22 protein-coding genes and 1 pseudogene are annotated in these 25,653 nt (G+C 70.5%); 15 read left to right on the top strand and 8 right to left on the bottom strand.

From position 1 onward, the window contains the following. On the bottom strand, nt 1–1,213 hold a 1,213-nt coding region (locus TN53_RS36340), incomplete at its 3' end, for an MFS transporter (protein WP_046263088.1). Between the two features lie 84 nt (nt 1,214–1,297). Between TN53_RS36340 and TN53_RS36335 the strand changes: the two genes are divergently transcribed. Further along, nucleotides 1,298–2,380 (top strand): ArsR/SmtB family transcription factor, encoded by a 1,083-nt coding sequence (locus TN53_RS36335; RefSeq protein WP_095046916.1) that lies wholly within the window; start codon nt 1,298–1,300, stop codon nt 2,378–2,380. Nucleotides 2,381–2,419: 39 nt separating this feature from the next. Beyond that, nucleotides 2,420–3,415 carry a glycoside hydrolase family 6 protein gene (locus tag TN53_RS36330; protein ID WP_046263087.1) on the top strand — a complete coding sequence of 332 codons (996 nt, stop codon included), beginning with the start codon at nt 2,420–2,422 and terminating at the stop codon, nt 3,413–3,415. A gap of 22 nt (nt 3,416–3,437) precedes the next feature. Here TN53_RS36330 and TN53_RS36325 read toward each other — a convergent pair whose 3' ends face one another. The 4 genes from TN53_RS36325 to TN53_RS36310 all read right to left on the bottom strand — a co-directional run bounded on the left by TN53_RS36325 (nt 3,438) and on the right by TN53_RS36310 (nt 8,275). Further along, complete coding sequence (locus tag TN53_RS36325) at nt 3,438–5,411, bottom strand: galactose oxidase-like domain-containing protein (RefSeq protein ID WP_046263086.1); 1,974 nt, start codon at nt 5,409–5,411, stop codon at nt 3,438–3,440. Between the two features lie 2 nt (nt 5,412–5,413). Next, nucleotides 5,414–7,189, bottom strand: a complete 1,776-nt coding sequence (locus TN53_RS36320) for a glycosyltransferase family 2 protein (protein WP_046263085.1) — start codon at nt 7,187–7,189, stop codon at nt 5,414–5,416. A 448-nt stretch (nt 7,190–7,637) separates the two neighbouring features. Further along, nucleotides 7,638–7,931 carry an MTH1187 family thiamine-binding protein gene (locus TN53_RS36315; RefSeq protein WP_046263084.1) on the bottom strand — a complete coding sequence of 98 codons (294 nt, stop codon included), beginning with the start codon at nt 7,929–7,931 and terminating at the stop codon, nt 7,638–7,640. Further along, nucleotides 7,928–8,275 (bottom strand): DUF3817 domain-containing protein, encoded by a 348-nt coding sequence (locus tag TN53_RS36310; protein ID WP_046263083.1) that lies wholly within the window; start codon nt 8,273–8,275, stop codon nt 7,928–7,930. The genes TN53_RS36315 and TN53_RS36310 overlap by 4 nt, the downstream gene beginning before the upstream one ends. A gap of 129 nt (nt 8,276–8,404) precedes the next feature. Between TN53_RS36310 and TN53_RS36305 the strand changes: the two are divergent. The 5 genes and pseudogenes from TN53_RS36305 (at nt 8,405) to TN53_RS36285 (ending at nt 11,446) form a co-directional block, all read left to right on the top strand. Beyond that, a pseudogene (locus TN53_RS36305) lies at nt 8,405–8,710 on the top strand (DUF6191 domain-containing protein). Nucleotides 8,711–8,795: 85 nt separating this feature from the next. Next, entirely contained in the window at nt 8,796–9,428 is a 633-nt protein-coding gene (locus tag TN53_RS36300) for an AIM24 family protein (protein ID WP_046263082.1), read from the top strand. Between the two features lies 1 nt (nt 9,429). Continuing rightward, entirely contained in the window at nt 9,430–10,080 is a 651-nt protein-coding gene (locus tag TN53_RS36295) for an AIM24 family protein (protein ID WP_046263081.1), read from the top strand. Further along, complete coding sequence (locus TN53_RS36290; protein WP_046263080.1) at nt 10,077–10,874, top strand: AIM24 family protein; 798 nt, start codon at nt 10,077–10,079, stop codon at nt 10,872–10,874. Before TN53_RS36295 ends, TN53_RS36290 begins: the two co-directional genes overlap by 4 nt. Nucleotides 10,875–10,969: 95 nt before the next feature. Beyond that, on the top strand, nt 10,970–11,446 hold the full coding sequence (locus tag TN53_RS36285) for a MarR family winged helix-turn-helix transcriptional regulator (protein ID WP_046263079.1): 477 nt from the start codon (nt 10,970–10,972) through the stop codon (nt 11,444–11,446). A 14-nt stretch (nt 11,447–11,460) separates the two neighbouring features. Here the strand turns inward: TN53_RS36285 and TN53_RS36280 are convergent, their stop codons facing one another. Next, entirely contained in the window at nt 11,461–12,873 is a 1,413-nt protein-coding gene (locus TN53_RS36280) for a sensor histidine kinase (protein ID WP_046263078.1), read from the bottom strand. A 190-nt stretch (nt 12,874–13,063) separates the two neighbouring features. Here TN53_RS36280 and TN53_RS36275 point away from each other — a divergent pair, with 190 nt between their 5' ends. Further along, entirely contained in the window at nt 13,064–13,705 is a 642-nt protein-coding gene (locus tag TN53_RS36275) for a PepSY domain-containing protein (protein ID WP_046263077.1), read from the top strand. 298 nt (nt 13,706–14,003) lie between these two features. Here the strand turns inward: TN53_RS36275 and meaB are convergent, their stop codons facing one another. Then, nucleotides 14,004–14,960 (bottom strand): methylmalonyl Co-A mutase-associated GTPase MeaB, encoded by a 957-nt coding sequence (gene meaB / locus TN53_RS36270; protein ID WP_046263076.1) that lies wholly within the window; start codon nt 14,958–14,960, stop codon nt 14,004–14,006. A 30-nt stretch (nt 14,961–14,990) separates the two neighbouring features. Then, nucleotides 14,991–16,193: an acetyl-CoA C-acetyltransferase gene (locus tag TN53_RS36265; protein ID WP_046263075.1), complete on the bottom strand. Its 1,203-nt coding sequence runs from the start codon at nt 16,191–16,193 to the stop codon at nt 14,991–14,993. A gap of 148 nt (nt 16,194–16,341) precedes the next feature. Here TN53_RS36265 and mce point away from each other — a divergent pair, with 148 nt between their 5' ends. The 7 genes from mce to TN53_RS36235 all read left to right on the top strand — a co-directional run. After that, nucleotides 16,342–16,782, top strand: coding sequence for a methylmalonyl-CoA epimerase (gene mce / locus TN53_RS36260; protein WP_046263074.1), 441 nt, complete (start codon nt 16,342–16,344; stop codon nt 16,780–16,782). A gap of 383 nt (nt 16,783–17,165) precedes the next feature. After that, nucleotides 17,166–21,047: a polarized growth protein Scy gene (scy, locus tag TN53_RS36255; protein WP_046263073.1), complete on the top strand. Its 3,882-nt coding sequence runs from the start codon at nt 17,166–17,168 to the stop codon at nt 21,045–21,047. 209 nt (nt 21,048–21,256) lie between these two features. Further along, nucleotides 21,257–22,195 carry a cellulose-binding protein gene (locus TN53_RS36250; RefSeq protein ID WP_046263072.1) on the top strand — a complete coding sequence of 313 codons (939 nt, stop codon included), beginning with the start codon at nt 21,257–21,259 and terminating at the stop codon, nt 22,193–22,195. 104 nt (nt 22,196–22,299) lie between these two features. Beyond that, the gene (locus TN53_RS47575) at nt 22,300–22,443 is read left to right on the top strand and encodes a hypothetical protein (protein WP_159038236.1); all 144 of its coding nucleotides are present in this window, start codon (nt 22,300–22,302) and stop codon (nt 22,441–22,443) included. Continuing rightward, on the top strand, nt 22,440–23,399 hold the full coding sequence (locus TN53_RS36245; RefSeq protein WP_046263071.1) for an ABC transporter ATP-binding protein: 960 nt from the start codon (nt 22,440–22,442) through the stop codon (nt 23,397–23,399). Before TN53_RS47575 ends, TN53_RS36245 begins: the two co-directional genes overlap by 4 nt. 2 nt (nt 23,400–23,401) lie before the next feature. Continuing rightward, the gene (locus TN53_RS36240; protein WP_046263070.1) at nt 23,402–24,172 is read left to right on the top strand and encodes an ABC transporter permease subunit; all 771 of its coding nucleotides are present in this window, start codon (nt 23,402–23,404) and stop codon (nt 24,170–24,172) included. A gap of 111 nt (nt 24,173–24,283) precedes the next feature. Next, the coding region (locus TN53_RS36235) for an ABC transporter ATP-binding protein (RefSeq protein ID WP_046263069.1) at nt 24,284–25,653 on the top strand (1,370 nt) is incomplete at its 3' end.

The following is a 25,653-nucleotide window of genomic DNA, read 5'->3' as shown; positions in this document are numbered from 1 at the left end:
ATTCGCCCCGGGGCCCCCCCCCGCCCACCGCCCCCCAGCCCCCCGCCCCCACCCCCCCCCCCCCCCCCCCGGCCCCCGCGACCCCCGCGAACTCCCCCACCCCCCCCGCCAGCGCCATCCCCCCCCCCTGGATCGTCATCAGGCCGGCCGTCAGCAGCGTCATCGCCCGGCCCCGCAACTCCTCCGGCACCGCCCGCACGAACCACTGGTCCAGGCCCAGCGTGTACGCCGACCCCGCCCCCGACAGCACCAACACCAGCAAGGAGACGGACAGACCCGGGTGCAGCACATACGCCACGTAGGGCGCCAGCGTCACGCACACCAGCGGCAACGCGATCCGTTCCCGGGCCGCCGGCGCCAGCCGCGCCCCCGCCCACAGCTCCCCCGCGATCGTGCCCACCGGCAGCGCGCACATCAGCAGTCCCAGCCCCACCGACCCCGCGCCCAGATCGTCCGCGTACGGCGCGGCCAGCGCCTCCGGCACCACCGAGAACATCGGCGGCACCCAGAAGAGGAACAGCAGCACCCGGACCCGGCGGTTCGCGAACACCTGCCGCGCGCCCTTCAGTGACTCCGTCACCAGCGCGGTCCCGGCCCCCGCCCGCGCCGGCCGCCGCCGCGTGCCGAAGCGCAGCAGCACCGCCGACGCACAGAACGTGGCCACCGTGATCAGCAGCGCATGGCGCGGCGCCACGACGGTCAGCAGCAGGCCGCCCACCCCGTACCCCACGAGCAGCGCGCTCTGCGACACGATCCGCAGCAGCGAGCGGCCCAGCACGAACAGATCGCCGTCCCCGAGGATGTCGGCCAGCGTCGCCATCCGCGTCCCCTGGAAAACCGGCGCCACCACCGCCAGACAGCACCGCAGCGTCAGCAGCAGCGCGATGCCGGCCCCCGGCGCCGCCATCGGCAGCACGCACGCCGCGCACACCAGGTCGCACACCACCAGCACCCGCCGGGCCGGAAAGCGGTCGGCGATCCCCGCGAGCAGGGTGCCGCCGACGACGTACGGCAGGAATCCGAGCGCGAACGCCAGCGCGCTCATCAGGGGCGAGCCGGTCAGGTCGTAGACGAGGACCGAGAGCGCGATCTCGCTGACCACGACACCCAGCAGGGAGAGCAGATGCGCCACGAAGACCGCGCGGAACTCCCGTACGGCGAAGACTCGGCCGTAGCCGGTGGGCGGGGCGGCGGTGAGGGTGTCGTCCGTCATGTGCAGCAGCGTGCCGACCGCACCGCCCGCGCCCTAGAGTTTCGGACACAGCCGAATCTTCCCGCCACCCGCCCAGGGACACATATGCCTTCGCGACTGCACTTCGGTGAGGACGACTTCCTCCGCTGCCGCTTCGCGATCTCCCCCCTCTGGGAGACGCAGGAAGTCGTCCGCACTCTCAAACGACCCGACCGGCACGGCTATCACACACCCTGGCTGCGCCGGATCCGCACCGCGGCCGCCGCGCTCGATCTCACGCCGTTGTGGCTGCTGATGCCCCGCCGCGGACACTCCCCCGACTGGCTGGGCCCGCCCCCGCTCGGGCCCGCGGCCACCTTCGAGGAGGAGATCGCGGCCGTACGCGCGAGTGATCCGGTGGTCGCACGCGCGGACACCGCGAAGTCGCTCGCGTCCACGCCCGGCGCCCTGGAGTCGGCGCACGGGCGGGCCTGGATGCGCGATCCCGTCCGGATGGTGCGGGAACTGTCCGACGCGATGGAGGAGGTCTGGCGCACCCTCGTCGCCCCGGACTGGCCTCGACTGCGCGCCCTGCTGGAGGCCGACGTCGCCTTCCACTCCCGCCGGCTGGCCGAGGTGGGGCTCGGCGGGCTGCTGCCGGAGATCAGCCGGCGGTTCGGGTGGGACGCGGGGACGCTGACCGTCGAACACCGGGGCGAGCACGAGCGACGGCTCGAAGGCCAGGGGCTGGTGCTCATGCCGAGCGTCTTCATCTGGCCGGACGTGGTCAGCACCTACGACCCGCCCTGGCAGCCGACCCTCGCGTATCCGGCGCGGGGCATCGGCGGGTTGTGGGCCGAGCCCGACGACCGTACGTCCGACTCGCTCGTACGACTCCTGGGCCGCGGCCGGGCCGCCGTACTCGCCGCGCTCGACGAACCGGCCACCACGACCGCCCTGGCCCACCGGCTGGGTCTCGCCCCGTCGTCCGTCTCCGCGCATCTGACGGTCCTGCGGGATTCGGGCCTGCTCACCGCGAGACGCTACGGCCACCAGGTCCTGTACGAACGCACACCCCTGGGGATCGCCCTGAGCGGGGGCGCGGGGAACTGCGCGACCAGCCCCAACCGGCCGGCAGACGAATACGGCCCTCCCCGCGGAGCGGTGTCGTGTACAGCTCGGACACGTGATCCATGTGACTATAAGTAACGCGCCCTTACTTAAAGTCACCCTTCGCAAGGGAGCAGCATGCCCCGGCTGACCAACACCCTCGCTGTCCTCACCACCCTCGCGCTAGCCGCAGGCTGCTCCGCGCCCGACGTCGAGGAGGCCTCCGTCGCCGGCGCGGCCAGCAGGAAGTCGGGCGCGGATCCGGCGTCCCCGTTCTGGGTGGACCCCAACAGTTCCGCCGCCCAGCAGATCCAGCTGTGGCAGCGGGAGGGCCGTACCCGGGACGCGGAGCAGCTCCAGAAGATCGCGGACCGGCCGGCCGCGCTGTGGCCGGCCGGTGAGATCGACCCGGGTCCGACCGTCGGGGCGGCCACCGCGTCGGCCGTGGCCGAGGACCGTACGGCGCTGTTCGTCGCGTACAACATCCCGCACCGGGACTGCGGCCAGCACTCCGCGGGCGGGGCCGCGGACGCGGACACCTACCGGCAGTGGATCGGGAGGTTCGCGGACGCGCTCGGTGAAGCCGAGGCCCTCGTCGTCCTCGAACCCGACGCGGTCGCGCACATCGTGGACGGCTGCACACCGGGCGAATACCACGCCGAGCGCGAGCAGTTGCTGGGTGAGGCGATCGACCGGCTGAAGCGGCAGCCGAACACGAAGGTGTACCTGGACGCGGGCAACCCGTCCTGGATCCGGGAGCCCCGGAAGCTGGTCGAGCCGCTGCGGCGGGCAGGCGTGGCGAAGGCGGACGGCTTCTCGCTCAACGTCTCCAACTTCCAGACCGACGCCGTCACCAAGGAGTACGGCCGCCGCCTCTCCAAGGACCTCGACGGCAAGCACTTCGTCATCGACAGCAGCCGTAACGGCAACGGGCCGCTGCCGGGCGTGTGGTGCAACCCGCCGGGCCGGGCGCTGGGCACCGCGCCGACGACGAGCACGGGCGAGACGGCCCTGGACGCCTATCTGTGGGTCAAGCGGCCCGGCGAGTCGGACGGGACCTGCGAGGGCGGTCCGGACGCCGGGCAGTGGTGGCCGGAGTACGCCCTGGGGCTGGCGGGCAACTCCCGGAACTGACCGGCCACTTCACCTGCTTCTCCTACTTCACCAGCTTCACTTGCTTCACCTGGATCCACTTCGCTTCCGACGGGGTGCCGTCCGCGTCCGTCGCGAACAGCATGTACCAGCCGGGCGGCACCAGGGCCGGGTCCTTGGGCACATCGAAGGTGACGGCGTTCGCGTTCTTCGTGATGCCGAGTTCGATGGAGCGCTGTTCGACGTCGGTGGTGTGCGTCACCGCGCTCGGCCGCATCAGCCGGGCCTTGGCGATCCGGTCCGCGTCGTCGCTGCGGAAGGTCGCGCGGTGGTTCGCGTCGAGTGCCCTCGGTCCGTCCTTCAGTTCGGGGCGGTCGGCGCCGCCACGGTGCAGGGCGGGCGGTGTGAAGATCTCCATGCGCTGCTCGAAGTGGCCGAGCTTGGTGTTCTGCTGGTCGTCGTAGAGCGGGTCGGAGCCGAAGCTGGCGACCCTTCCGTCGGGCAGCAGCAGCGCCTCGGAGTGGTAGTTGCGGCCCACCGTCGGGGACGCGGCCTCGTGGAAGACGTTGTTCTTCGGGTCGTAGAACTGTGCCTTGAGGATGTTGCTGGCGCTGCGGCCGCGGTAGTCCTCGGCGCCGTTCGCGGTGAACACGGTGTCGTCCGGCATGATCACGCTGTTCAGGTAGCGCGTGCCCTGCGGGAGGTTGGGGCCGTCCTCGAAGACGGGGTTGTCCTTCTTCAGGTCGACGACGGCCGTGCGCGGGGTCGACTTCTTCGACTCGCCGACGCCTCCGCCGCCGAGGATCATCACCTTCTGGTCCTGCGCGGGCGGGAGCAGGAGCGATGCCGAGGTCTCCGTCTCGTCGGCGTCGCGCAGACCGGGGACCTTCTCGAAGGTGTTGGTCTTCAGGTCCCACAGCCCCGGTTCGCGGCCCATGTCGGCAGGCCCGTAACCGGCGTTGGAGGCCGGATAGAAGAGCTTGCCGCCCTTGGTGAGGAAGAGCGCGGGGTACGTCGGGAAGTACCGCTTCGGCCCGGGGGACCACTTCTTGGTCTTCGGGTCGTAGATCTCGTTGTCGCCCGGGTCGATCATCCCCACGTCGTCCAGGCCGGAGACGGCGAGGACGCGACCGTCGTCGAGGCCCACCAGGGTCGGGTACCAACGGGCCTTGTCCATCGGGTCGACCGGGATGTACTTCTCGGCGACCGGGTCGAACTCGTAGGCAGCGCGGATGCCTTGGAAGTCCTGCTTTTCGAGGGTGATCTTCTCGCTGAGGCCGTAGGCGTTGTCCGCGTCCTTGCCGGTCAGGCCCACGATCTCGTACTGGGCCTGCTTCTCGGTGACGGACATCGGGCCCTTCTCCACGGCCTCCACGAAGACCCGTGCCTCGGCGGCCGTCACCTTCGTCTGCCAGGGCTGCATCACACCGCGGGCGTTGTAGGTGACCTTGAAGGACTTCTTCGCCTTGGGGACGGTGACGTCGAACTTGGTGGCGTACTCGACTCCGGCGGGCGAGCGGAAGCGGGTCCCCTTCTTCAGGAGTACCGCCCTGTCGGGGTTCTCGTTCTTCACACGCATGCCGCCGCCGGCCCGGTCGACCTCGCCGTCGAGCAGTTCGTAGCGGGCGGTGCCACCGGCCACGAGGAGTCTGCCGTCCGGGAGTTGGGCGTGTCCTGAGCAGAAGAAGTCGTCGGGGGTGGGGATCTTCTTGAACGTGTCACTGGCCGGGTCCCAGAGAACGGTGTCGAAGGACCCCTCGTCGAACTTCTTCTGCTCGTTCCCGGAGCCCGCGACGATGAGCACCTTGCCGGTGTGCAGGAGCGCCGCGTGGATCGCGTTGGTGCGGTACTCCTCCGGGATGTCGACCCGGCTCCAACTCCCGTACTTCGCCTTGTACTCGGGCTGGGTGATCTTGTACGCGTAGTACTGATCACCGGCGAAGTCGAGCGCGGCCGGAGCGTTCAGGCCGACGAGGACGGCGATGCCGCCGATGCCGAGAAGGGTCCTCTTGGTGCGCTGGGACGGCTGGTAGGCCATGCCTAGTTGCCTCCTGTCGTGGTGCTGGAGGTGGTGGCGAGGGCCGGCTCGGTGCCGTCGACGGGGCGGGTGGTGGCAGTGGCCGCGGCTGTGGAGCGGTGGGCCTGGCGCTCCTTGAGGCGTGTGGAGATCCACACCCCGATCGGGGCCAGGGCTATCGCCATGGCCAGGACCGCCCAGGTGCGCATCGCCACATGCGTGTGGTCCAGGACGACCGAGCCGACCAGCGAGGTCGCGAGGAGGGCCGCCCAGAACAGATGGATGCGGAAGGTGAGCAGACGGTCGGGGCTCGCGTCGCCGCCCTTCGGGGTGACGACGAAGCGGCTGGGGCGGCGGATGAGCGCCTCGCCGAAGGACTTGAGATAGATCGGCGCGGAGAGGGCCGACATCGCCATGCCCGCGAGGCCGCCGGAGCCCTGGGGCTCGTGCGGGGAGACGTTGTGGCGGCGGTTCCAGAGGTAGAGGCCGACCTGGAGGGCGGCCGCGTCGCTGTAGAGCATCAGCCAGAGCGATGCGGCGACCTGGGTGCCGGACGCGCCGAACCAGAGGAACAGGAAACAGCTCAGGATGCCCAGGAACCAGTTGACGGCCGTCATCGGGTAGTAGACGAGCATCAGCGTGTACGAGAAGAGGCGCCCGGGCGGCATCGTGAACGGTGCCTTCCAGTACTGCTTGAAGAGCGTCTCGTACGTGCCGCGCGACCACCGCATCTGCTGGGTGAAGAAGTCCGTCCAGGAGGCGGGGCCTTCGCCGACGGCGAGGACGTCGGGGGTGTAGACGCTGCGCCAGTGGTTGCGGGTGTTCGGGTTGCGGTGGCGGTGGAGCTCGAAGCCGGTGGCCATGTCCTCGGTGATGGAGTCGTAGAGGCCGCCGATCTGTTTCACGGCCGCGATGCGTACGACGTTGTTGGTGCCGACGAACATGGGTGCGCGGTAGCGGTTGCCGGCGCGCTGGATCAGCGCGTGGAAGAGGAACTGCTGGGACTCGGCGGCCTTGGTGACGGGGTTGTGGTAATTGCCGTACACCTGCGGGCCCACGACGAAGGCGACGTCCGGGTCCCGGAGGTAACCCGTCATCCGCTCCAGGAAGTTGGGGAGCGGGACGTGGTCGGTGTCGACCGAGGCGAAGAAGTCGTACTCGTCGCCGTGCATGGCGATCCAGGCGTTGTAGTTCCCGTGCTTGGTGTTGGCCTTGTGGACGCCCTTGGGTCTGTTCCACTCGGGGACGCCGTGACGGGTGAAGTGCCGTACGCCGAGTTCCGTACAGAGGGCCTTGGCCGGTTCGTCGTCGCCTTCGTCCAGGAGCCAGACGTCCAGGGGGCCGGTGTGGGTGATCTTCGTAGCGCCTTCGAGGGTGGCGCGGACCATCTCCAGGGGTTCCTTGCCCGGGACGTATGTCGTGAGGAAGGCGACGCGGGTGCCGGGTTCGGGGGTGACGGGGATGGGGTCGCGGGCCACGAGGGTGGCGTGTGCGACGGAGACGACGTTGACGACCATGAACAGCTCGATGAGCGCGATGGCTATGAGCATCGTGATGTCGAGGCCGATCAGCCACTCGTCGCCGCCCTCACGCTCGACCCAGTGGGTGGGCCAGACCAGGTAGACCAGCAGGGCGCCGGTGAGCAGGGGCGCGAGGGTCATGAGGAGGATCGCGCGTATTCGGTGCGGCTCGCCTGCGAGGAGTGAGGTGTACTGCACCCGGTACTTCTCGGCGGACGGCTCCGTGAGCGGTCCGGCAAGTCGGCTGTGGGTGTCGTAGTCGTAGCCCTCCGGCCTCACAGCGCCCTCCAGTGATCGAACGAGCCGATATCCACACACAAGTGGAGATTCACGGGCGTGTCGAACTGGGAGGGTCCAGGCGAGTGGGATGCGTCTGACGGTGAGTGGGGGGATGCCTGCGGCGGCCTGTGCGGGTCCGGTGGGGGCGTGCGCCGCGCATGGCGGTTGGCCGGGGGTCGGTGCCGCACCGGGGGTGTCCGTCCTCGGCCGGGCGGTGCTGTGTCTTGGGGATGTGCGCTTGGTTGGGCGTCCGACGCTGCGGGCGGACACCCCCCGGTACGTCCTCTGCTCGCCGTTGCGCATGCGGGGCCCGTCCCGCCTGGGGACGGTGCGGCGGTGCTGCTGCGTTCCGCCTGGGGACGGTGCGCATGCGTGGGTGGTGCCCCGCCGGGGGCCGGGGAGGCGCGGCTACCTGTCCGTCGCGTCCCAAAGGGGCCCAGCGGAGCGCTCAGTCGGCGAGGTGCCGCTCCACCGTCGCCACCTTGGAGGTCAGACCGTCGGTCACGCCCGGGCGGATGTCCGCCTTGAGGACCAGGGACACGCGCGGGGCGCGCGCCTCGACCGCGGCGACGGCGCGCTTCACGACGTCCATCACCTCGTCCCAGTCGCCCTCGATCGAGGTGAACATCGCGTCGGTGCGGTGGGGCAGACCCGACTCGCGGACGACACGGACGGCGTCGGCGACGTACTCCCCCACCTCGTCGCCCACGCCGAGCGGCGTGACGGAGAAGGCGACGATCACGGCGCCTTCACCGCGCCCTCCTGGCGGGCACGGGAGGCGATGACCGCGTCCTCGGCCTCACGCTTGAGCTTGCGCTCGGCGAAGAAGCCGCCGGTGGGCAGGACGGAGAGGACGAAGTACAGGGCGGCGGTGCCCGCGGACCACTTCGTACGGTTCCAGGCATCCGCCCAGAAGATCACGTACAGGACGAAGAGCACACCGTGGATCATGCCCATCGGGCGCACCGCGTCGAAGTCCGTGGTCCGCTTCAGGACCGAGCAGACGAGCAGAATCAGGAACGAGACCGCCTCGGGGGCGGAGACGAGGCGGAGGCGGCGGAGGGCGCTGGCGGTCTTGAGGTCCACGGGTCACCTTCGGTGGAGGGGCGTCGACGCTTTGTGAATGCGTGCACAAACGTTTGCCCATTGTGGCAAACGGCTGAGCGGGGACAGGCTGGGGGGTCCGTCGTCGGTGTCTCGCAGCCAGGAGTGCGTCTGCAGTTCGTCTTCTTCATGACCCTGCCCGGACTGGTCGTCCTGCTCACCGTGCTGGCTTTCGTCGATCAGCTGCTGCTGCGGGCCGGCCGGGCCGGAGTGCTGCCCTGACGCAATGCTGCCCGGTAGGGGCAGGTCTCCGCGACCGGCTTCGAGCAACTGCACGCCGCCCTCTCGCCCGGCAAGCAGCACGAGCTCAAGGAACGGCAGAGCGCGCTGGTGATGCGGGACGACGAGGAGGACGGCGCGCCCCCGCGCTCCACCGTCGACCTGACCTCGGGGAAGGCGGTCATACGGCTCCCCTGACCCCCTAAGGGTGCGATCAGGGTCCCTCTCCACCCACGGGCTCTGTCGGCAAGGCCTTTCCGCGGGCTACCTTCGCAGCGTGGCGATGTTCCGACTTCAAGGCAGCAAGGTGCTCGCCGTCGAGATGACCGGGGACGCCGTGAAGGCGAAGAACGGTTCGATGGTGGCGTACGACGGGCAGATGGCGTTCAAGAAGCTCAGCGGTGGCGGTGAGGGCATCCGGGGCATGGTGACCCGGCGGATCACCGGTGAGCAGATGACGGTGATGGAGGTGAGGGGGCAGGGGACCTGCTGGTTCGCCGATCGCGCCTCCGAGATCAATCTGGTCGGTCTCCAGGGGGACAAGCTCTACGTGGAGTCGAGCAATCTGCTCGCGACCGACGGCGGGCTGCGGACAGGGACCAGTTTCACGGGGCTGCGCGGCGCCTCGCAGGGCAACGGACTGTTCACGACGACCGTCGAGGGGCATGGACAGGCGGCGATCACCTCGGACGGTCCGGCCGTGGTGCTGCGGGTCAGCGCGCAGTTCCCGCTGAGCGTCGACCCGGGGGCGTACATCGCGCACCAGGGGAATCTGCGGCAGTCCTTCCAGTCCGGTGTGACATTCCGCACTCTCATGGGAGAGGGCGGCGGCGAGGCCTTCCAGATCCGCTTCGAGGGGGACGGCCTGGTGTACGTCCAGCCCAGTGAGCGGAACACGATTGCGGGGGATGTCTGAGATGGCCTTCCGTGAGCTCAACTCGAAGATGGTCGAGGCGACCGTCATGCCCGGGCAGCGGCTGTTCAGCCAGCGCGGCGCGATGCTCGCCTACAAGGGCGAGGTGTCCTTCACGCCCAACACCCAGGGCGGCCAGGGCGGGATCGCGTCGATGATCGGGCGCCGGGTCGCGGGCGAGGCCACTCCCCTGATGACCGTGGAGGGCAGCGGCACCGTCCTGTTCGGGCACGGCGGCCACCACGTCCAGGTGATCAACCTCACCGGCGACACCCTGTACGTCGAGGCGGACCGCCTCCTCGCCTTCGAGGGCACCCTGGATCAGGGCACGATGTTCATGGGCTCGCAGGGCGGCGTCATGGGCATGGTCCGCGGCCAGGTCACCGGCCAGGGGCTGTTCACCACCACCCTCAAGGGACACGGCTCGGTCGCCGTGATGGCCCACGGCGGCGTCATCGAGCTGCCGATCACCCCGCAGCGGCCGGTCCATGTCGACCCGCAGGCCTACGTCGCCCACCACGGCGAGGTCCGCAACAAGCTGTCCACCGCGCTCGGCTGGCGCGACATGGTGGGCCGCGGCTCCGGCGAGGCCTTCCAGCTGGAGCTCAGCGGTCACGGGACGGTGTTCGTCCAGGCGTCGGAGGAGAAGCTGTGAGCACCTACCCGGGCGCGGGCCCGACCGTCCATGACCCCGCGACGCTGCCCGTCGACGACAACGTGAACAACTACACCTTCTGCGTGGAGCTCAAGGGGAGCCAGTGGTTCCTGCAGAAGGGGAAGATGATCGCCTACTACGGCTCGATCGACTTCAACGGCGTCGGGCACGGGCGACTCGACCGACTTGTCCGTACGTCTTTCCATTCGCCTCTGCACGCGAGCGACTGGGTCGTGGCCGAGGGTTCGGGCAAGATGCTCCTCGCCGACCGGGCCTTCGACGTGAATTCGTACGACCTCGAGAACGGCAACCTGACCATTCGCTCAGGCAACCTGCTCGCTTTTCAGCCAAGTCTTGCCCTCAAGCAGTCGATCGTGCCGGGTTTTCTGACCCTGATCGGAACCGGAAAGTTCGTGGCCGCATCTAACGGCCCGGTGGTGTTCATGGAACCCCCGATCCGGGTGGACCCGCAGGCGCTCGTCGGCTGGGCCGACTGCCCGTCGCCGTGCCATCACTACGACCACGGCTATATGACCGGCCTGATGGGCGGTCTACGTGCGATGACGGGCCTGGGCGGGGCCTCTGGAGAGGAGCATCAGTTCGAGTTCGTGGGGGCCGGCACCGTACTGCTCCAGTCCTCCGAGGCACTGATGGCGGAGCAGGCCACGGGGGCGGTTCCCCAGCAGGCCGGAGTACCCGGTTCCGGAGTGCCGTCCACAGGCCCTGCACAGCAAGCGGGCACACCGCGCCTTCCCGGACAGCTGGGGGACCTCCAGCGTCGCTTCGGGCTGTGAGCGGTAGTCTGCGGAGTGTGACGTCGAACGTGTGCACGCCGTCACGCCAAAACCCTCACTAGTTCGCCTTTCAACTTCTTAGGTAGACTTCATTCATGGAGACCGAGACGGCCACGCCCTGGCTGACCGATGCGGAGCAGTGCGCCTGGCGCACCCACCTGGAGGTCAACAGGCTGTTGACGTACCAGCTCGAGAAGGACCTCCAGCCGTTCGGCCTGACAATGAACGACTACGAGATCCTGGTGAATCTGTCCGAGTCGGAGGACGTACGGATGCGGATGAGCGATCTCGCGTCCGCCACCCTCCAGTCCAAGAGCCGCCTCTCGCACCAGATCACCCGCATGGAGAACGCGGACCTGGTGCGGCGCGAGAACTGCGAGTCGGACCGCCGCGGTCTGTACGCGGTCCTGACCGAGCACGGCATGGAGACGATGAAGAAGGTCGCGCCACACCACGTGGCGTCTGTGCGGCGCCACTTCATCGACCTGCTGAACCCCGATTCCATGGCGGAGCTCGACAAGTCCCTCAAGCCCATCGCGGAGCATCTGCGCGGCCAGCGCGGGCGCCTCTGACCGGGTAGCGGCAGCTAGACGAGCGGCAGGCGGAGTTCGAACAGGGCTCCGCCTGCCGGTGCGTCGCGGACCGTGAGCGTGCCGCCGTGACGTGCGGCGACGTCCCGGGCGATGGCGAGCCCGAGCCCGGCGCCGCCGTCGTCACGGCTGCGGGCCTCGTCGAGCCGTACGAACCGCTCGAAGATCCGCTCCCGGTCGGCCTCGGCCACCCCGTCCCCGTCGTCGGCGACCTCGACGGCGGCCCACGCCCCGTCCCGCCGTACGGTCACACCGATCACCGAACGGGCGTGCCGCTGCGCGTTGTCGAGCAGATTGCCGATCACCCGCTCCAGCTGGCTCCGGGACCCCGCCACTTCCACGTCCGCCGCCTCGACGGTGACCCCGTCCCGCCCCCGCGCCTCCCGCCGCGCCACCTCTCCGAGGTCGAGCCGCTTGTCGCCGGGCCCCTCCCCCGCGTCCAGACGGGCGAGCAGCAGCAGATCGGCGGCGAGGCGCTGGAGTCGTACGGTGTCCTGGACCGCGCCCGGCACGTCCAACAACTCCGGATGGGCGGCGCCCACTTCCAGCTGGGTGCGCAGGGACGCGATCGGGCTGCGCAGTTCGTGCGAGGCGTCGGCGACGAACCGGCGCTGGCGCTCCACGGAGGCCTCCAGCGCGGCCAGCGTCGCGTTGGTGGTGCGGGCGAGCCTGGCGACCTCGTCGTGGGTGTCCGGCTCCGGTACGCGTCGTGCGAGGTCCTCGGAGGCGGTGATCGCGGCCATCTCGCGCCGGATGCCCTCGACCGGGCGCAGGGCGCGCCGGGTGACGAGCCAGGTCGCGGCGGCGACGACGCCGAGCAGCAGCGGGAAGCCGATCAGCATGACGGTGAGCGCGGTGTCCACGGCGCCCTGTTCGGTGTCCAGGGACTCGCCGGCGTAGACGGTCAGCTCGACCCCGTCGTCGGTCTCCACGGGGAGCGCCGCGAAACGGTAGTCGGCGCTCTCGCCGTCGATGGTCGCGGTGCCGTCGGTGAGCTCGACGTCGTCGCCGATCTCGCCGGGTTCGAGAGCGGTGTCGTCGTCGGCGCCGTCGTCGCCCGAGCCGCTCGGGCTGCCCCGACCACCCGGCTGCGCCGGTGCCTTCACCGCGTCGGTGGCGGTGCCGCTGATCCGCTCCAGGCCGTCGCTGACCGCGACCAGCGTGCCGTTCGCGTCGACGACCTGGACCGGGTTCTCGTCGTCCAGGTCCAGGTCGGCGTACGACTTCCCGGTGGCGAGCAGGGCGGCCACGCCGCGCGCCGAGCGTTCCGCCTGGGTGTCCGCCTGGTCGATGAGGTTGGACCGCAGCGAGAACAGCACCGCGGACCCGGCCATCACCAGCGCCACGGCCACGACGAGACTGGCACCGAGGGTCGCGCGCGAGCGGACCGAGCCGAAGAACCTGCTCACCGTCCCGCCTCCAGCCGGTACTCGTCCTCCGCGATCAACAGGCGCATACGTACAGGTTCGCAAAGCCAAGCTGAAGATCCCTTCAGGTGGCTTCAGGTTCCCCTCAGCGTCGGTCGGCGATGTTTGGTCATGTCGAAAGCGAGCGAATCGCTGGAACCGAGCGAAACCGATCGAAGGGGAAGGAACCCTCATGAAGCGCAACATCGTCATCGCCACCCTGACCGCCGCAGCCCTGGCCACCGGCGGCACCGTCGCGGCCTTCGCCGCGGGCGACGACGAGACGACGGCGCAGCGCCAGTCGGACTCCGGCACGCAGGTGGTCGCCGATCACGACGACGCGGACGACCGGGCGGACAGCGTGAACGACGACGCCGAGGACCGTACGACGGTCGCCGGCGGCGATGTCTCCGCCGCCGAGGCGATCGCGGCCGCGCTGAAGAGCGTCCCGGGCACCGCCGTCTCCGCCGACCTGGGCGACGAGGACGACAACGGCAAGGTCGTGTGGGACGTCGACGTGCTGGGCGACGGCAGCACCTGGCACAGCATCACGATCGACCCCGCCACCGGCAAGGTCCTCGGCTCCCACACCGAGCAGGAGGACGACACCGCCCAGGTGCGGGCCGCCCTGAAGGGTACGTCCGTGACGGCCGCGGAGGCGGCGAAGGCGGCCGCCGCCAAGGGCACCGTGACGTCCGTGGACCTCGACGAGGACGGTGCCTCGCAGGCCTGGGACGTGGAGACCCGCACCTCCGGCAAGGCCGACCAGGACTGGCAGGTCGACCTGAACAGCGGCAAGGTCACGGCGGATCGCTCGGACGACGACCAGGACTGACGCAGGTCACAGAACCCGCACGTCAGCCGCAGCGGGCGCGACGGCCGTACGCTCCGGCGTACGGCCGCTTCGCCGTGCCGGGACCAGTGCCCCGACCAGTGCCGCCACCATCGCGACCGCCCCCGCCACCGCGAAGCACACCCCCAGCGGCAGCCGCAGATGTGTCCCCGGCTTGGGTGGGAAAAGCGCAGGTCACCGCGGTACAGCGGGGGACGGATCTGCCAATCCCCGCGCGGTGGCGGCTCCGCCTGCCGCCGCGCCCGGCTCAGGCCCCACTCGGCGCCGCCTCGGCCTCGCCTCAGGCCTGCGTCAGGCCCGTCACCAGTTCGTCCGCCGCCCCGTACGGATCCAGCTCCCCGGCCACGATCCTGTCCGCCAGTGCGTCCAGGCGTCGGTCGCCGTGCAGGTCGCCGATCCTCTCGCGCAGGGCCGTGACCGCGATGGTCTCCACCTCGCGGGCGGCGCGGGCGCGGCGGCGCTCGGCCAGGACTCCGCGCTCCTCCATCCAGGCGCGGTGCTTCTCCAGCGCCTCGACGACCTCGTCGATGCCCTCGGAGCGGGCGGCGACCGTCTTCACGATCGGCGGGCGCCAGTCGCCGGGGCCGCGGGATTCGCCGAGGCCCAGCATGTGGTTGAGCTCACGGGCGGTGGCGTCGGCGCCGTCCCGGTCGGCCTTGTTGACGACGTACACATCGCCGATCTCCAGGATTCCGGCCTTGGCCGCCTGGATGCCGTCGCCCATGCCCGGGGCCAGCAGGACCACGCTGGTGTCCGCCTGCGAGGCGATCTCGACCTCCGACTGGCCGACGCCGACCGTCTCGACCAGGACCACGTCGCAGCCCGCCGCGTCCAGGACCCGGATCGCCTGCGGGGCCGACCAGGCCAGGCCGCCGAGGTGACCGCGGGTGGCCATCGAGCGGATGTAGACGCCCGGGTCGGAGGCGTGGTCCGACATCCGGACGCGGTCGCCCAGCAGGGCGCCGCCCGAGAAGGGCGAGGACGGGTCGACGGCCAGGACGCCGACCCGCCTGCCCTGCTTGCGGTACGCGGTGACCAGGGCGGACGTGGACGTCGACTTGCCCACGCCCGGCGAACCGGTCAGACCCACGACGTACGCGTTGCCCGTCAGCGGGGCCAGCGCCGCCATGACCTCCCTGAGCTGCGGGGACGCCCCCTCCACCAGGGAGATCAACCGGGCCACGGCACGCGGCCTGCCCTCCCTCGCCTGGGCCACCAGAGAGGAGACGTCCTGCATCACAGCTCCGATCCGCTAGAGAAGTACAGCTCAGGCCTTGGGTACCCGCACGATGAGCGCGTCACCCTGACCGCCGCCGCCGCACAGCGCGGCCGCGCCGACACCGCCGCCGCGCCGCTTCAGCTCCAGCGCCAGGTGCAGCACCAGACGGGCGCCGGACATGCCGATCGGGTGGCCCAGGGCGATGGCACCGCCGTTGACGTTCACCGTTTCGGAGGACACCCCGAGGTCCTTCATTGACTGGACCGCGACGGCGGCGAAAGCCTCGTTGATCTCGATCAGGTCGAGGTCGGAGACGTCCAGGCCCTCCTTCTTGAGGGCGTGGAGGATGGCGTTGGACGGCTGGGACTGGAGGGAGTTGTCCGGTCCGGCCACGTTGCCGTGGGCGCCGATCTCGGCGATCCACTCCAGGCCGAGCTCCTGCGCCTTGGCCTTGCTCATCACGACCACGGCGGCGGCGCCGTCGGAGATCTGCGAGGACGTCCCCGCCGTGATGGTGCCGTCGCGGGTGAACGCCGGACGCAGCTTGCCCAGGGACTCCGCGGTGGTGTCGGCGCGGATGCCCTCGTCCTTGCTGAAGACGACCGGCTCGCCCTTGCGCTGCGGGATCTCGATCGGGGTGATCTCGGCCTCGAAGACGCCGTTCTTCTGGGCGGCCGCGGCGCGCTGGTGGGACAGGGCGGCGATCTCGTCCTGCGCGGCGCGCTGGATGCCGAGGCGGGTGTTGTGCTTCTCGGTCGACTCGCCCATGGGGATGTTCTCCCAGGGGTCGGTCAGACCGTCGTGGGCCATGGCGTCGAGCATCTCGATGGCGCCGTACTTGAAGCCCTCGCGGGACTTCGGGAGCAGGTGGGGCGCGTTGGTCATGGACTCCTGGCCGCCGGCGACGATCACGTCGAACTCGCCGGCGCGGATCAGCTGGTCGGCCAGCGCGATGGCGTCCAGGCCCGACAGACAGACCTTGTTGATGGTGAGGGCGGGGACGCCCATCGGGATGCCGGCCTTGACCGCGGCCTGGCGCGCCGGGATCTGCCCTGTCCCGGCCTGGAGCACCTGGCCCATGATCACGTACTGCACCTGGTCGCCGCCGATTCCCGCACGGTCGAGGGCGGCCTTGATCGCGAAGCCGCCGAGGTCGGCTCCGGAGAAGGACTTCAGTGAACCGAGCAACCGTCCCATCGGAGTGCGGGCACCCGCCACGATGACGGACGTCGTGCTGTTCGAACCAGACATGAGGTGCGATCCCCTTTCAGCTGCACAGCTGAGGAGTGAACGAGGGTTTACTTCGAATGTACTGAGTGGCACTCCGTGCCGTCACCCGGCCGTGGGTGTGATCGCGCGCACGTTGCGTAACCACCTCCGGAGCGCTGCACTGAGTTCCATGCTGACGCGAATCGACCACATCGGGATCGCCTGTTTCGACCTGGACAAGACTGTCGAGTTCTACCGGGCCACCTACGGCTTCGAGGTGTACCACTCCGAGGTCAACGAGGAGCAGGGCGTACGCGAGGCCATGCTCAAGATCAATGAAACCTCGGACGGCGGGGCCTCCTACCTGCAGCTCCTCGAGCCGACCCGCGAGGACTCCACCGTCGCGAAGTGGCTCGCCAAGAACGGCGAGGGGGTGCACCACATCGCTTTCGGTACGGCGGATGTGGACGGCGAGTCCGCGGACATCCGCGACAAGGGCGTACGCGTTCTGTACGAGGAGCCGCGACGCGGCTCCATGGGGTCACGGATCACCTTCCTGCACCCAAAGGATTGCCATGGAGTCCTGACAGAACTGGTCACTTCGGCGCCTGTTGAGTCACCTGAGCACTGACCCCCGTACATATGGGCCGGTAGGGTTGGGGGCGGTCGCCGCTCTTTGGGGGCGACCTGGCTCCTCCGGTCAAAGGTGGTGCCTGCCCCGCGACGTCTGGTACGCACGCTCGCCGCGTTGCCGAAAGGCCCTAGTAGCTCCGCTACGAGGACCTTCCGGCGCCTTGCGATCGCACGCACCGGACGCCGCGGGGCCCGCCCTTCGGCGGACGACACCACCTTTGACCGGAGAAGCCGCCGGGGTCCGGGTTTCGGGGGACAAGCGTCGGGGCGGCAGCCCTTGCTCCGCCGTTGATCTGACACCATTCCCCGGGGGCCCCGTTCGGCGGATGGACGGAGCTCGTTTGGGCAGACACGCGACCAGGGGACGGATGGGACCGCGCAGTGCGGGGCTACGAAAGCCAGGAGCGAGTGCCGGCGGCTGACGTCGATCACCTCTCTCGGTTCGAGGCCGAGATGGACCGGCTGAAGACCGAGCGGGAAAAGGCGATCCAGCACGCCGAGGACCTCGGCTACCAGGTCGAGGTGCTGCGCGCCAAGTTGCACGAGGCGCGGCGCACCCTCATGTCCCGACCGTCCTACGACGGCGGCGACATCGGCTACCAAGCCGAACAGTTGCTCCGCAACGCCCAGGTCCAGGCCGACCAGTTGCGCCAGGACGCCGAGCGCGAGCTGAGCCAGGCACGGGCGCAGACGCAGCGCATCCTCCAGGAGCACGCCGAGAACGCGGCGCGACTCCAGGCGGAGCTGCACCAGGAGGCGGTCACCCGCCGCCAGCAGCTGGACCAGGAGCTCTCCGAGCGTCGCCAGACCGTCGAGTCGCACGTCAACGAGAACGTGGCGTGGGCCGAGCAGCTGCGCGCCCGTACCGAGCAGCAGGCCCGCCGGCTCCTGGAGGAGTCCCGCGCGGAGGCCGACCAGGCCATGGCCGCCGCCCGCGCGGAGGCCGAGCGGGTCGCCGCCGAGGCCCGCCAGCGCCTCCAGAGCGAGGCCGAGACCGCCCGCGCGGAGGCCGAGCAGCTGCTGCGCCGTGCCCGCACGGACGCCGAGCGGCTGCTGAACGCCGCGTCGACGCAGGCCCAGGAGGCCACCGACCACGCCGAGCAGCTGCGCAGCTCCACGGCGACCGAGTCGGACAGCGCCCGCCGCGAGGCGACCGAGCTGAGCCGCGCGGCCGAGCAGCGGATGACGGAGGCCGAGGAGGCGCTGCGCAAGGCGCAGAGCGAGGCCGAGAAGCTCGTCGCCGAGGCCAAGGCGACCGCCGAGAAGTCGCTCACCAGCGCCGAGTCGACCAACGAACAGCGCACGCGTACGGCCAAGGAGCAGGTCGCCCGGCTGGTCAACGAGGCCACCAAGGAGGCCGAGACCACCAAGGCGGACGCCGAGCAGGTCGTCGCGGACGCCCGCACGGAGGCCGAGAAGATCGTCGCCGAGGCCTCCGAGAAGGCCCGCACGATCACCGCCGAGGAGACCGCCTCCCAGCTGGGCAAGGCGGCCAAGACCGCCGAGGACGTCCTCAACAAGGCGTCCGAGGAGGCCCGTAACACCACCAAGGCCGCCGCCGAGGAGGCCGAGCGGATCCGTTCCGAGGCCGAGGCCGAGGCGGACCGGCTGCGCGCCGAGGCGCATGACATCGCCGAGCAGCTCAAGGGCTCGGCGAAGGACGACACCAAGGAGTACCGGGCCAAGACGGTCGAGCTCCAGGAGGAGGCCCGTCGGCTGCGCGGCGAGGCCGAGCAGCTGCGCGCCGACGCGGTCGCCGAGGGCGAGAAGATCCGCGCGGAGGCCCGCAAGGAGGCCGTCCAGCAGATCGAGGAGGCGGCCAAGACCGCCGAGGAGCTGCTGGCGAAGGCCAAGCAGGACGCGGACGAGCTGCGCCAGACGGCCACGACGGACAGCGAGAAGGTCCGCACCGAGGCCATCGAGCGCGCCACCACGCTGCGCCGGCAGGCCGAGGAGACCCTGGAGCGCACCCGCCAGGAGGCCGAGCGGCACCGCGCGGAGGTCGTCGAGCAGTCCGAGGGCATCAAGGCGGACGCCGAGCGGGCCGCGCGGGAACTGCACGAGGAGACCGAGCAGGCCATAGCGGCTCGCCAGGCCGAGGCCGCCGAGGAACTGACCCGGCTGCGCACCGACACCGAGGAGCGCCTCGCCGCCGCCGAGCAGGCGCTGAGCGACGCCCGCGCCGAGGCCGCGCGGATCCGTCGCGAGGCCGCCGAGGAGAGCGAGCGGCTGCGCGCCGAGTCCGCCGAGCGGATCCGCACACTGCAGCAGCAGGCCGAGGCGGAGGCGGAACGGCTGCGCGACGAGGCCGCCTCCGACGCGTCCGCGTCCCGCGCGGAGGGCGAGGCCATCGCCGTACGGCTGCGTTCGGCGGCCGCGGCCGAGGCCGAGCAGCTGAAGGCGGAGGCCCAGGACACCGCCGACCGGGTCCGTGCGGAGGCGCAGGCCGCCGCCGAGCGGCTCGCGACGGAGGCGTCCGAGACGCTGGCCGCCGCCCAGGAGGAGGCCGTCCGGCGCCGCCGCGAGGCCGAGGAGACCCTCGGCTCGGCGCGCCAGGAGGCCGACCAGGAGCGCGAGCGGGCCCGCGAGCAGAGCGAGGAGCTGCTGGCCTCCGCACGCAACCGTGTGGAGGAGGCGCAGGCCGAGGCGGTGCGGCTGGTCGAGGAGGCCGACCGGCACGCCACCGAGATGGTGTCGGCGGCCGAACAGCACGCCCAGCAGGTACGGGAATCCGTGGCCGGGCTGCACGAGCAGGCTCAGGACGAGATCGCCGGGCTGCGCAGCGCCGCCGAGCACGCGGCGGATCGCACCCGCCGCGAGGCCGAGGAAGAGGCGGACCGGGTCCGTGGCGACGCCTACGCCGAGCGGGAGCGGGCCAGCGCGGACGCGGGCCGCATCCGGCGTGAGGCGAACGAGGAGTCGGAGGCCGCCAAGTCGCTCGCCGAGCGCACCGTCGGGGAGGCCATCGCGGAGGCGGAGCGGCTCAGGTCGGACGCCTCCGAGCACGCCCAGCGGGTGCGCACGGACGCCTCGAACGCGATCGCCGAGGCCGACCAGGCCGCCGCCCGTACCCGGGCGGACGCCCGTGAGGACGCCAACCGCCTCCGCTCGGACGCGGCCTCGCAGGCCGACGCCCTCATCACCGAGGCACGCAACGAGGCCGAGCGGCTCACCACGGAGACGCTCGCCGACACCGACCGGCTGCGCACGGACACGGTCAACGAGGCCGAGCGCGTACGGTCCGAGGCGGTCGCCAAGGCCGAGAAGCTGATCGCGGACGCCACCGGGGACGCGGAGCGGCTGCGCGCCGAGGCCGCCGACACGGTCGGCTCCGCACAGCTGCACGCCGACCGGGTCCGCAGCGACTCCGAGCGCGTCAAGGCCGATGCCCTGGCCGAGGCCGACCGGGTCACGACGGCCGCGCGCGAGGAGGCCGAGCGGACCCTCGACGAGGCCCGCAAGGACGCCAACAAGCGGCGCCAGGACGTGGCCGAGCAGGTCGACACGCTCATCACGGAGACCACGGCCGAGGCGGACAAGCTCCTCACCGAGGCGCAGCAGCAGGCCCACAAGACCACCGCGGACGCGGAGGGGCAGGCCGACTCCATGGTGGGCGCGGCCCGCTCGGAGGCCGACCGGCTGATCTCGGAGGCGACCGTCGAGGGCAACTCCCGGGTGGAGAAGGCCCGTACGGACGCGGACGAGCTGCTCGTCGGCGCCCGCCGGGACGCCACCGCCATAAGGGAGCGCGCCGAGGAGCTGCGCGACCGCATCACGACCGAGATCGAGGAGCTGCACGAGCGGGCCCGGCGCGAGGCCGCCGAGACGATGAAGTCGACCGGTGACCGCTGCGACGCGCTCATCAAGGCGTCCGAGGAGCAGCTGGCGAAGGCGCAGGCCAAGGCCAAGGAGCTGGTCTCGGAGGCCAACTCCGAGGCGGGCAAGGTCCGTATCGCGGCCGTGAAGAAGGCCGAGGGGCTCCTGAAGGAGGCCGAGCAGAAGAAGTCGGCGCTCGTGCGGGAGGCCGAGGAGCTCAAGGCGGAGGCGATCCGCGAGGCCCGGCGCACGGTGGAGGAAGGAAAGCGCGAGCTGGAGATCCTGGTGCGCCGCCGCGAGGACATCAACGCCGAGATCTCCCGTGTCCAGGACGTCCTGGAGGCGTTGGAGTCCTTCGAGGCCCCTTCGGCGGGCAAGGACGGTGGCGTCAAGGCCGGCGTCTCGGTCGGCGCCCCTCGATCGGGTGGCAAGTCGTCCGACAGTTAGGCGACGGACAGCTGACCGAAGGCTGACCGGCAGGTCGAATTCCGGTGCCGTCTGGGGCCTTTGACCAAGTTTTTGGCAAGCCGTCCCGGGGTTAGCCACTCAAAAGGGGTGTCATTCTCCAGATCAAACACGTATCCGCTCGATGACACACCGCTTCGGCCCCTAGGATTCCCCCTATCACCTCACCGGTCTCATTTGACAGGAACCCCATGAGCGACACTTCCCCCTACGGCTTCGAGCTTGTGCGGCGTGGGTACGACCGCGCTCAGGTGGACGAACGGATCTCCAAGCTCGTCTCCGACCGTGACAGCGCTCTCTCCCGCATCACCGCTCTGGAAAAGCGCATCGAGGAGCTCCACCTCGAAACGCAGAACGCGCAGGCTCAGGTCACCGACGCCGAGCCCTCGTACGCCGGTCTCGGCGCGCGTGTCGAGAAGATCCTCCGCCTCGCCGAGGAGGAGGCCAAGGATCTGCGCGAGGAGGCCCGTCGCGCGGCGGAGCAGCACCGCGAACTCGCCGAGTCGGCGGCCCAGCAGGTCCGCAACGACGCGGAGTCGTTCGCCGCGGAGCGCAAGGCCAAGGCCGAGGACGAAGGCGTCCGGATCGTCGAGAAGGCCAAGAGCGACTCCTCTCAGCTGCGCCAGGAGGCACAGAAGGACGCGCAGCAGAAGCGCGAGGAGGCGGACGCCCTCTTCGAGGAGACCCGCGCCAAGGCCGCCCAGGCCGCCGCGGACTTCGAGACGAACCTCGCCAAGCGCCGCGAGCAGTCCGAGCGCGACCTCGCGTCCCGTCAGCAGAAGGCCGAGAAGCGCCTCGCGGAGATCGAGCACCGCGCGGAGCAGCTGCGTCTCGAGGCCGAGAAGCTGCGCACGGACGCCGAGCGCCGGGCCCGTCAGACCGTCGAGACGGCGCAGCGCCAGGCCGAGGACATCGTGGCCGACGCGAACGCCAAGGCCGACCGGATCCGTTCGGAATCCGAGCGCGAGCTGGCCGCCCTCACCAACCGCCGCGACAGCATCAACGCCCAGCTGACGAACGTGCGCGAGATGCTCGCCACGCTCACGGGCGCCGCGGTGGCCGCAGCCGGTTCGCCGGCCACGGACGACGAGCCGATCTCCCGTGGGGTTCCGGCTCAGCAGTCCCGGTAAGCACTAGCGCGTTCAGAGGCCCGCACCGTCTCCCCCGAAGGTGCGGGCCTCTGGCGTGCCCACCAGGGGCAGGAAGACGTCGTCGACGATCTCTGTCAGCGTCGATGAGCGCCGCCGACACCGTCCGGATCGTGCAGCAGCACGCCTTCCTCTGGTCAACGGCCTGCACGGTGCTCGCCGCCCTCGTCCCCTCGCCCTGCCCGCTCAAGTGGCAGCCCCCGAAGGCCCGTCTTAGCGTGGCCGCATGATCGAGCTCGAGGGCCTGACCAAGCGGTACGGCGAGAAGGTGGCGGTCAACAACCTGACCTTCACCGTCAGACCGGGCATCGTCACGGGCTTCCTCGGGCCCAACGGCGCCGGCAAGTCGACGACGATGCGGATGCTGCTCGGCCTCGACCGCCCCACCGCCGGTGACGTCCGGATCGACGGGCAGCACTACGACCATCTCAAAGAACCGCTGAAGTACATCGGCGCCCTGCTGGACGCCAAGGCCATGCACGGCGGGCGCAGCGCCTTCAACCACCTCCTCTGCCTCGCCCAGAGCAACGGCATCCCTCGCGGGCGGGTCGCCGAGGTCCTCGACACCGTCGGCCTCACCGCGGTGGCGAAGAAGAAGGCCAAGGGGTTCTCCCTCGGCATGGGACAGCGGCTCGGCATCGCGGGCGCACTCCTGGGCGATCCGCGGATCCTGATGTTCGACGAGCCGGTCAACGGGCTCGATCCCGAGGGCATCCACTGGATCCGCAACCTGATGAAATCGCTCGCGGCCCAGGGACGGACCGTCTTCGTCTCCTCCCACCTCATGAGCGAGATGGCGCTGACCGCCGATCACCTCGTCGTCATCGGTCAGGGGCGGCTGCTCGCCGACACCTCCATGGCCGAGTTCATCGAGCAGAACTCGCGGTCGTACGTCCGGATCCGCTCACCCCAGCGCGAGCGGCTGCTCGACGTGCTGCACGAGGCCGGGATCACGGTCGTGGAGACCGGCAACGGGACGCTGGAGGTCGACGGCGGCAAGCCCGAGCACATCGGGGAGCTGGCCGCGCAGCACCAGATCGTGCTTCACGAGCTGAGCCCGCAGCAGGCCTCTCTGGAAGAGGCGTTCATGCAGCTGACCGCGGAGTCGGTCGAGTACCACGCACACTCCGACACACCCGTCGCGGCGCCACCCCAGCAGTGGGGCGACGACTGGAAGGAGAACTGACCATGGCGGCGATCCAGGTCGTACGGTCCGAGTGGACCAAGATCCGGTCGGTGGCCTCCACCGTGTGGACGCTCTCCCTCGCCGTGGTCGTCACCCTCGCCCTCGGCATGCTGATCGCGGCCCTGTCGAAGAACGAGTTCGACAAGATGAGCCGCAACGACCAGCTCTCCTTCGACCCCACCTTCATCAGCTTCGCCGGGATGGGTCTCGGTCAGCTCGCGATGATCGTGTTCGGAGTGCTCGTGGTGTCGAACGAGTACAGCACCGGCATGATCCGCACCTCGCTGGCCGCCGTTCCGCAGCGCGGCACCTTCCTGTTCAGCAAGATCGCGGTGGCGGCCGGCCTCTGCCTCGTCGTCGGCCTCCTCACCAGCTTCGTCACCTTCTTCCTCGGGCAGGCGATGCTCGGCTCGCACCGGGCCGAGATCGGCGACCCGGGAGTGCTGCGCGCGGTCATCGGCGGCGGGCTCTACATGACCCTCATCGCGGTGTTCTCGATGGGTGTGGCCACGATGCTGCGCTCGCCGATGCTGTCGCTGGGCATCCTGATGCCGTTCTTCTTCCTGATCTCCAACATCCTCGGCAACGTCTCGGCGACCAAGAAGATCGGCCAGTACCTGCCCGACCAGGCCGGCAGCAAGATCATGCAGGTGGTCACCCCGATCGACGACGACACTCCGTACGGTCCCTGGGGCGGGTTCGGGATCATGGTGCTGTGGGTGGTCGCGGCGGTCGCGGGAGGGTACGTCCTGCTGAAGAAGAGGGATGCATGACGCCCCGGAGCTTTGCTCGCTCTTGAGTGGAACCGTCAGCGCCCGGTTAAGCTCCTAACCCTTACGGGGGCGTGTGCCCTGCTGTCCTGAACCTTTCGATGGGTGCGGAGCATGATCGAGGCAGTCGGCCTGACCAAGCAATATGGCGACAAGACCGCTGTGTACAACCTTTCCTTCCAGGTACGGCCCGGTGCCGTCACCGGCTTCCTGGGCCCCAACGGCTCCGGCAAGTCGACGACGATGCGGATGATCCTCGGTCTGGACAACCCCACGTCGGGGCAGGTGACGATCGGCGGCTACCCGTACCGCAAGCTCCCCAACGCCCCCCGCCAGGTGGGCGCACTGCTCGACGCCAAGGCCGTGCACGGCGGCCGGCATGCCCGCAACCATCTGCTCTGCCTCGCCCAGCTGTCCGGCATCCCGGCCCGCCGGGTGGACGAGGTGCTCGGCGTGGTCGGACTCCAGGACGTGGCCAGGAGGCGCTCCAAGGGCTTCTCCCTCGGTATGGGCCAGCGGCTCGGCATCGCCGCCGCGCTGCTCGGCGACCCCCAGGTGCTGCTGTTCGACGAGCCGGTCAACGGGCTCGACCCCGAGGGCATCCTCTGGGTGCGCAACCTGATGAAGTCCCTCGCGGCGGAGGGCCGTACGGTCTTCGTCTCCTCGCACCTCATGAGCGAGATGGCGCTGACCGCGGACCACCTGATCGTCATCGGGCGCGGACAGCTGCTGGCCGACATGAGCGTGCAGGACTTCATCGCCGCGAACTCCGCCGGCTTCGCGCGCGTACGCACCCCCGACACCGATCCGCAGCTGCGCGAGAAGCTGACGTCCGCGCTGACCGAGGCGGGCGGGCATGTGCTGCCGGAGCAGGACGGCGCGCTGCGCATCACGGGTCTGCCGCTCCCCCGCATCAGCGACATCGCCCACGACACGGACGTACGCCTGTGGGAGCTCTCGCCGCACCAGGCCTCGCTGGAAGAGGCGTACATGCGGATGACCCAGGGCGCCGTCGACTACCGCTCGACGATCGACCAGAAGGCCGGCCTTCAGCAGCCCCTCCCGCCGGGCACCCAGCCTCCGATGCCGGTCCCGGGCCAGGGCCAGCCCGGCTGGTACGCGCCTCCGCCGCCGCAGGGCGGCCAGCCGCTCGCGGGCGCCCCCGGCCCGGGCCCGGCGCCCGCCGGCGCGTACGGCACCGGGCAGCCCCCGGCAGGCCCGTACGGCGCCCCCGGCGCGGGTCAGCCCAACCCGTACGCCCAGACGCCTGCCCAGGCCCCCCAGGCCCCGGCTCAGCCCTCCGGCCCCGCGACTCCGCCTGTGGCCCGGCAGCCCGCCGCGGCCGGTGCCTCGCCCGCGCAGCCCGCTGCCGCCCCGGTCGCCCCTCCCACCCCGGCCTCCGCGCCCCAGCAGCCCGTCGCCGCCCCTCCGGCGGCCGCCATGTGCCCCCCCCCGATAGAAAACCCCCCCCGCCGGCACCGCGT

This window comes from Streptomyces sp. WM6386 (genome assembly GCF_000972385.1).
Classification (GTDB): domain Bacteria; phylum Actinomycetota; class Actinomycetes; order Streptomycetales; family Streptomycetaceae; genus Streptomyces.
Note: the sequence above shows the minus strand (reverse complement) of the source record. Positions and strands in the feature narration are given on the sequence as shown.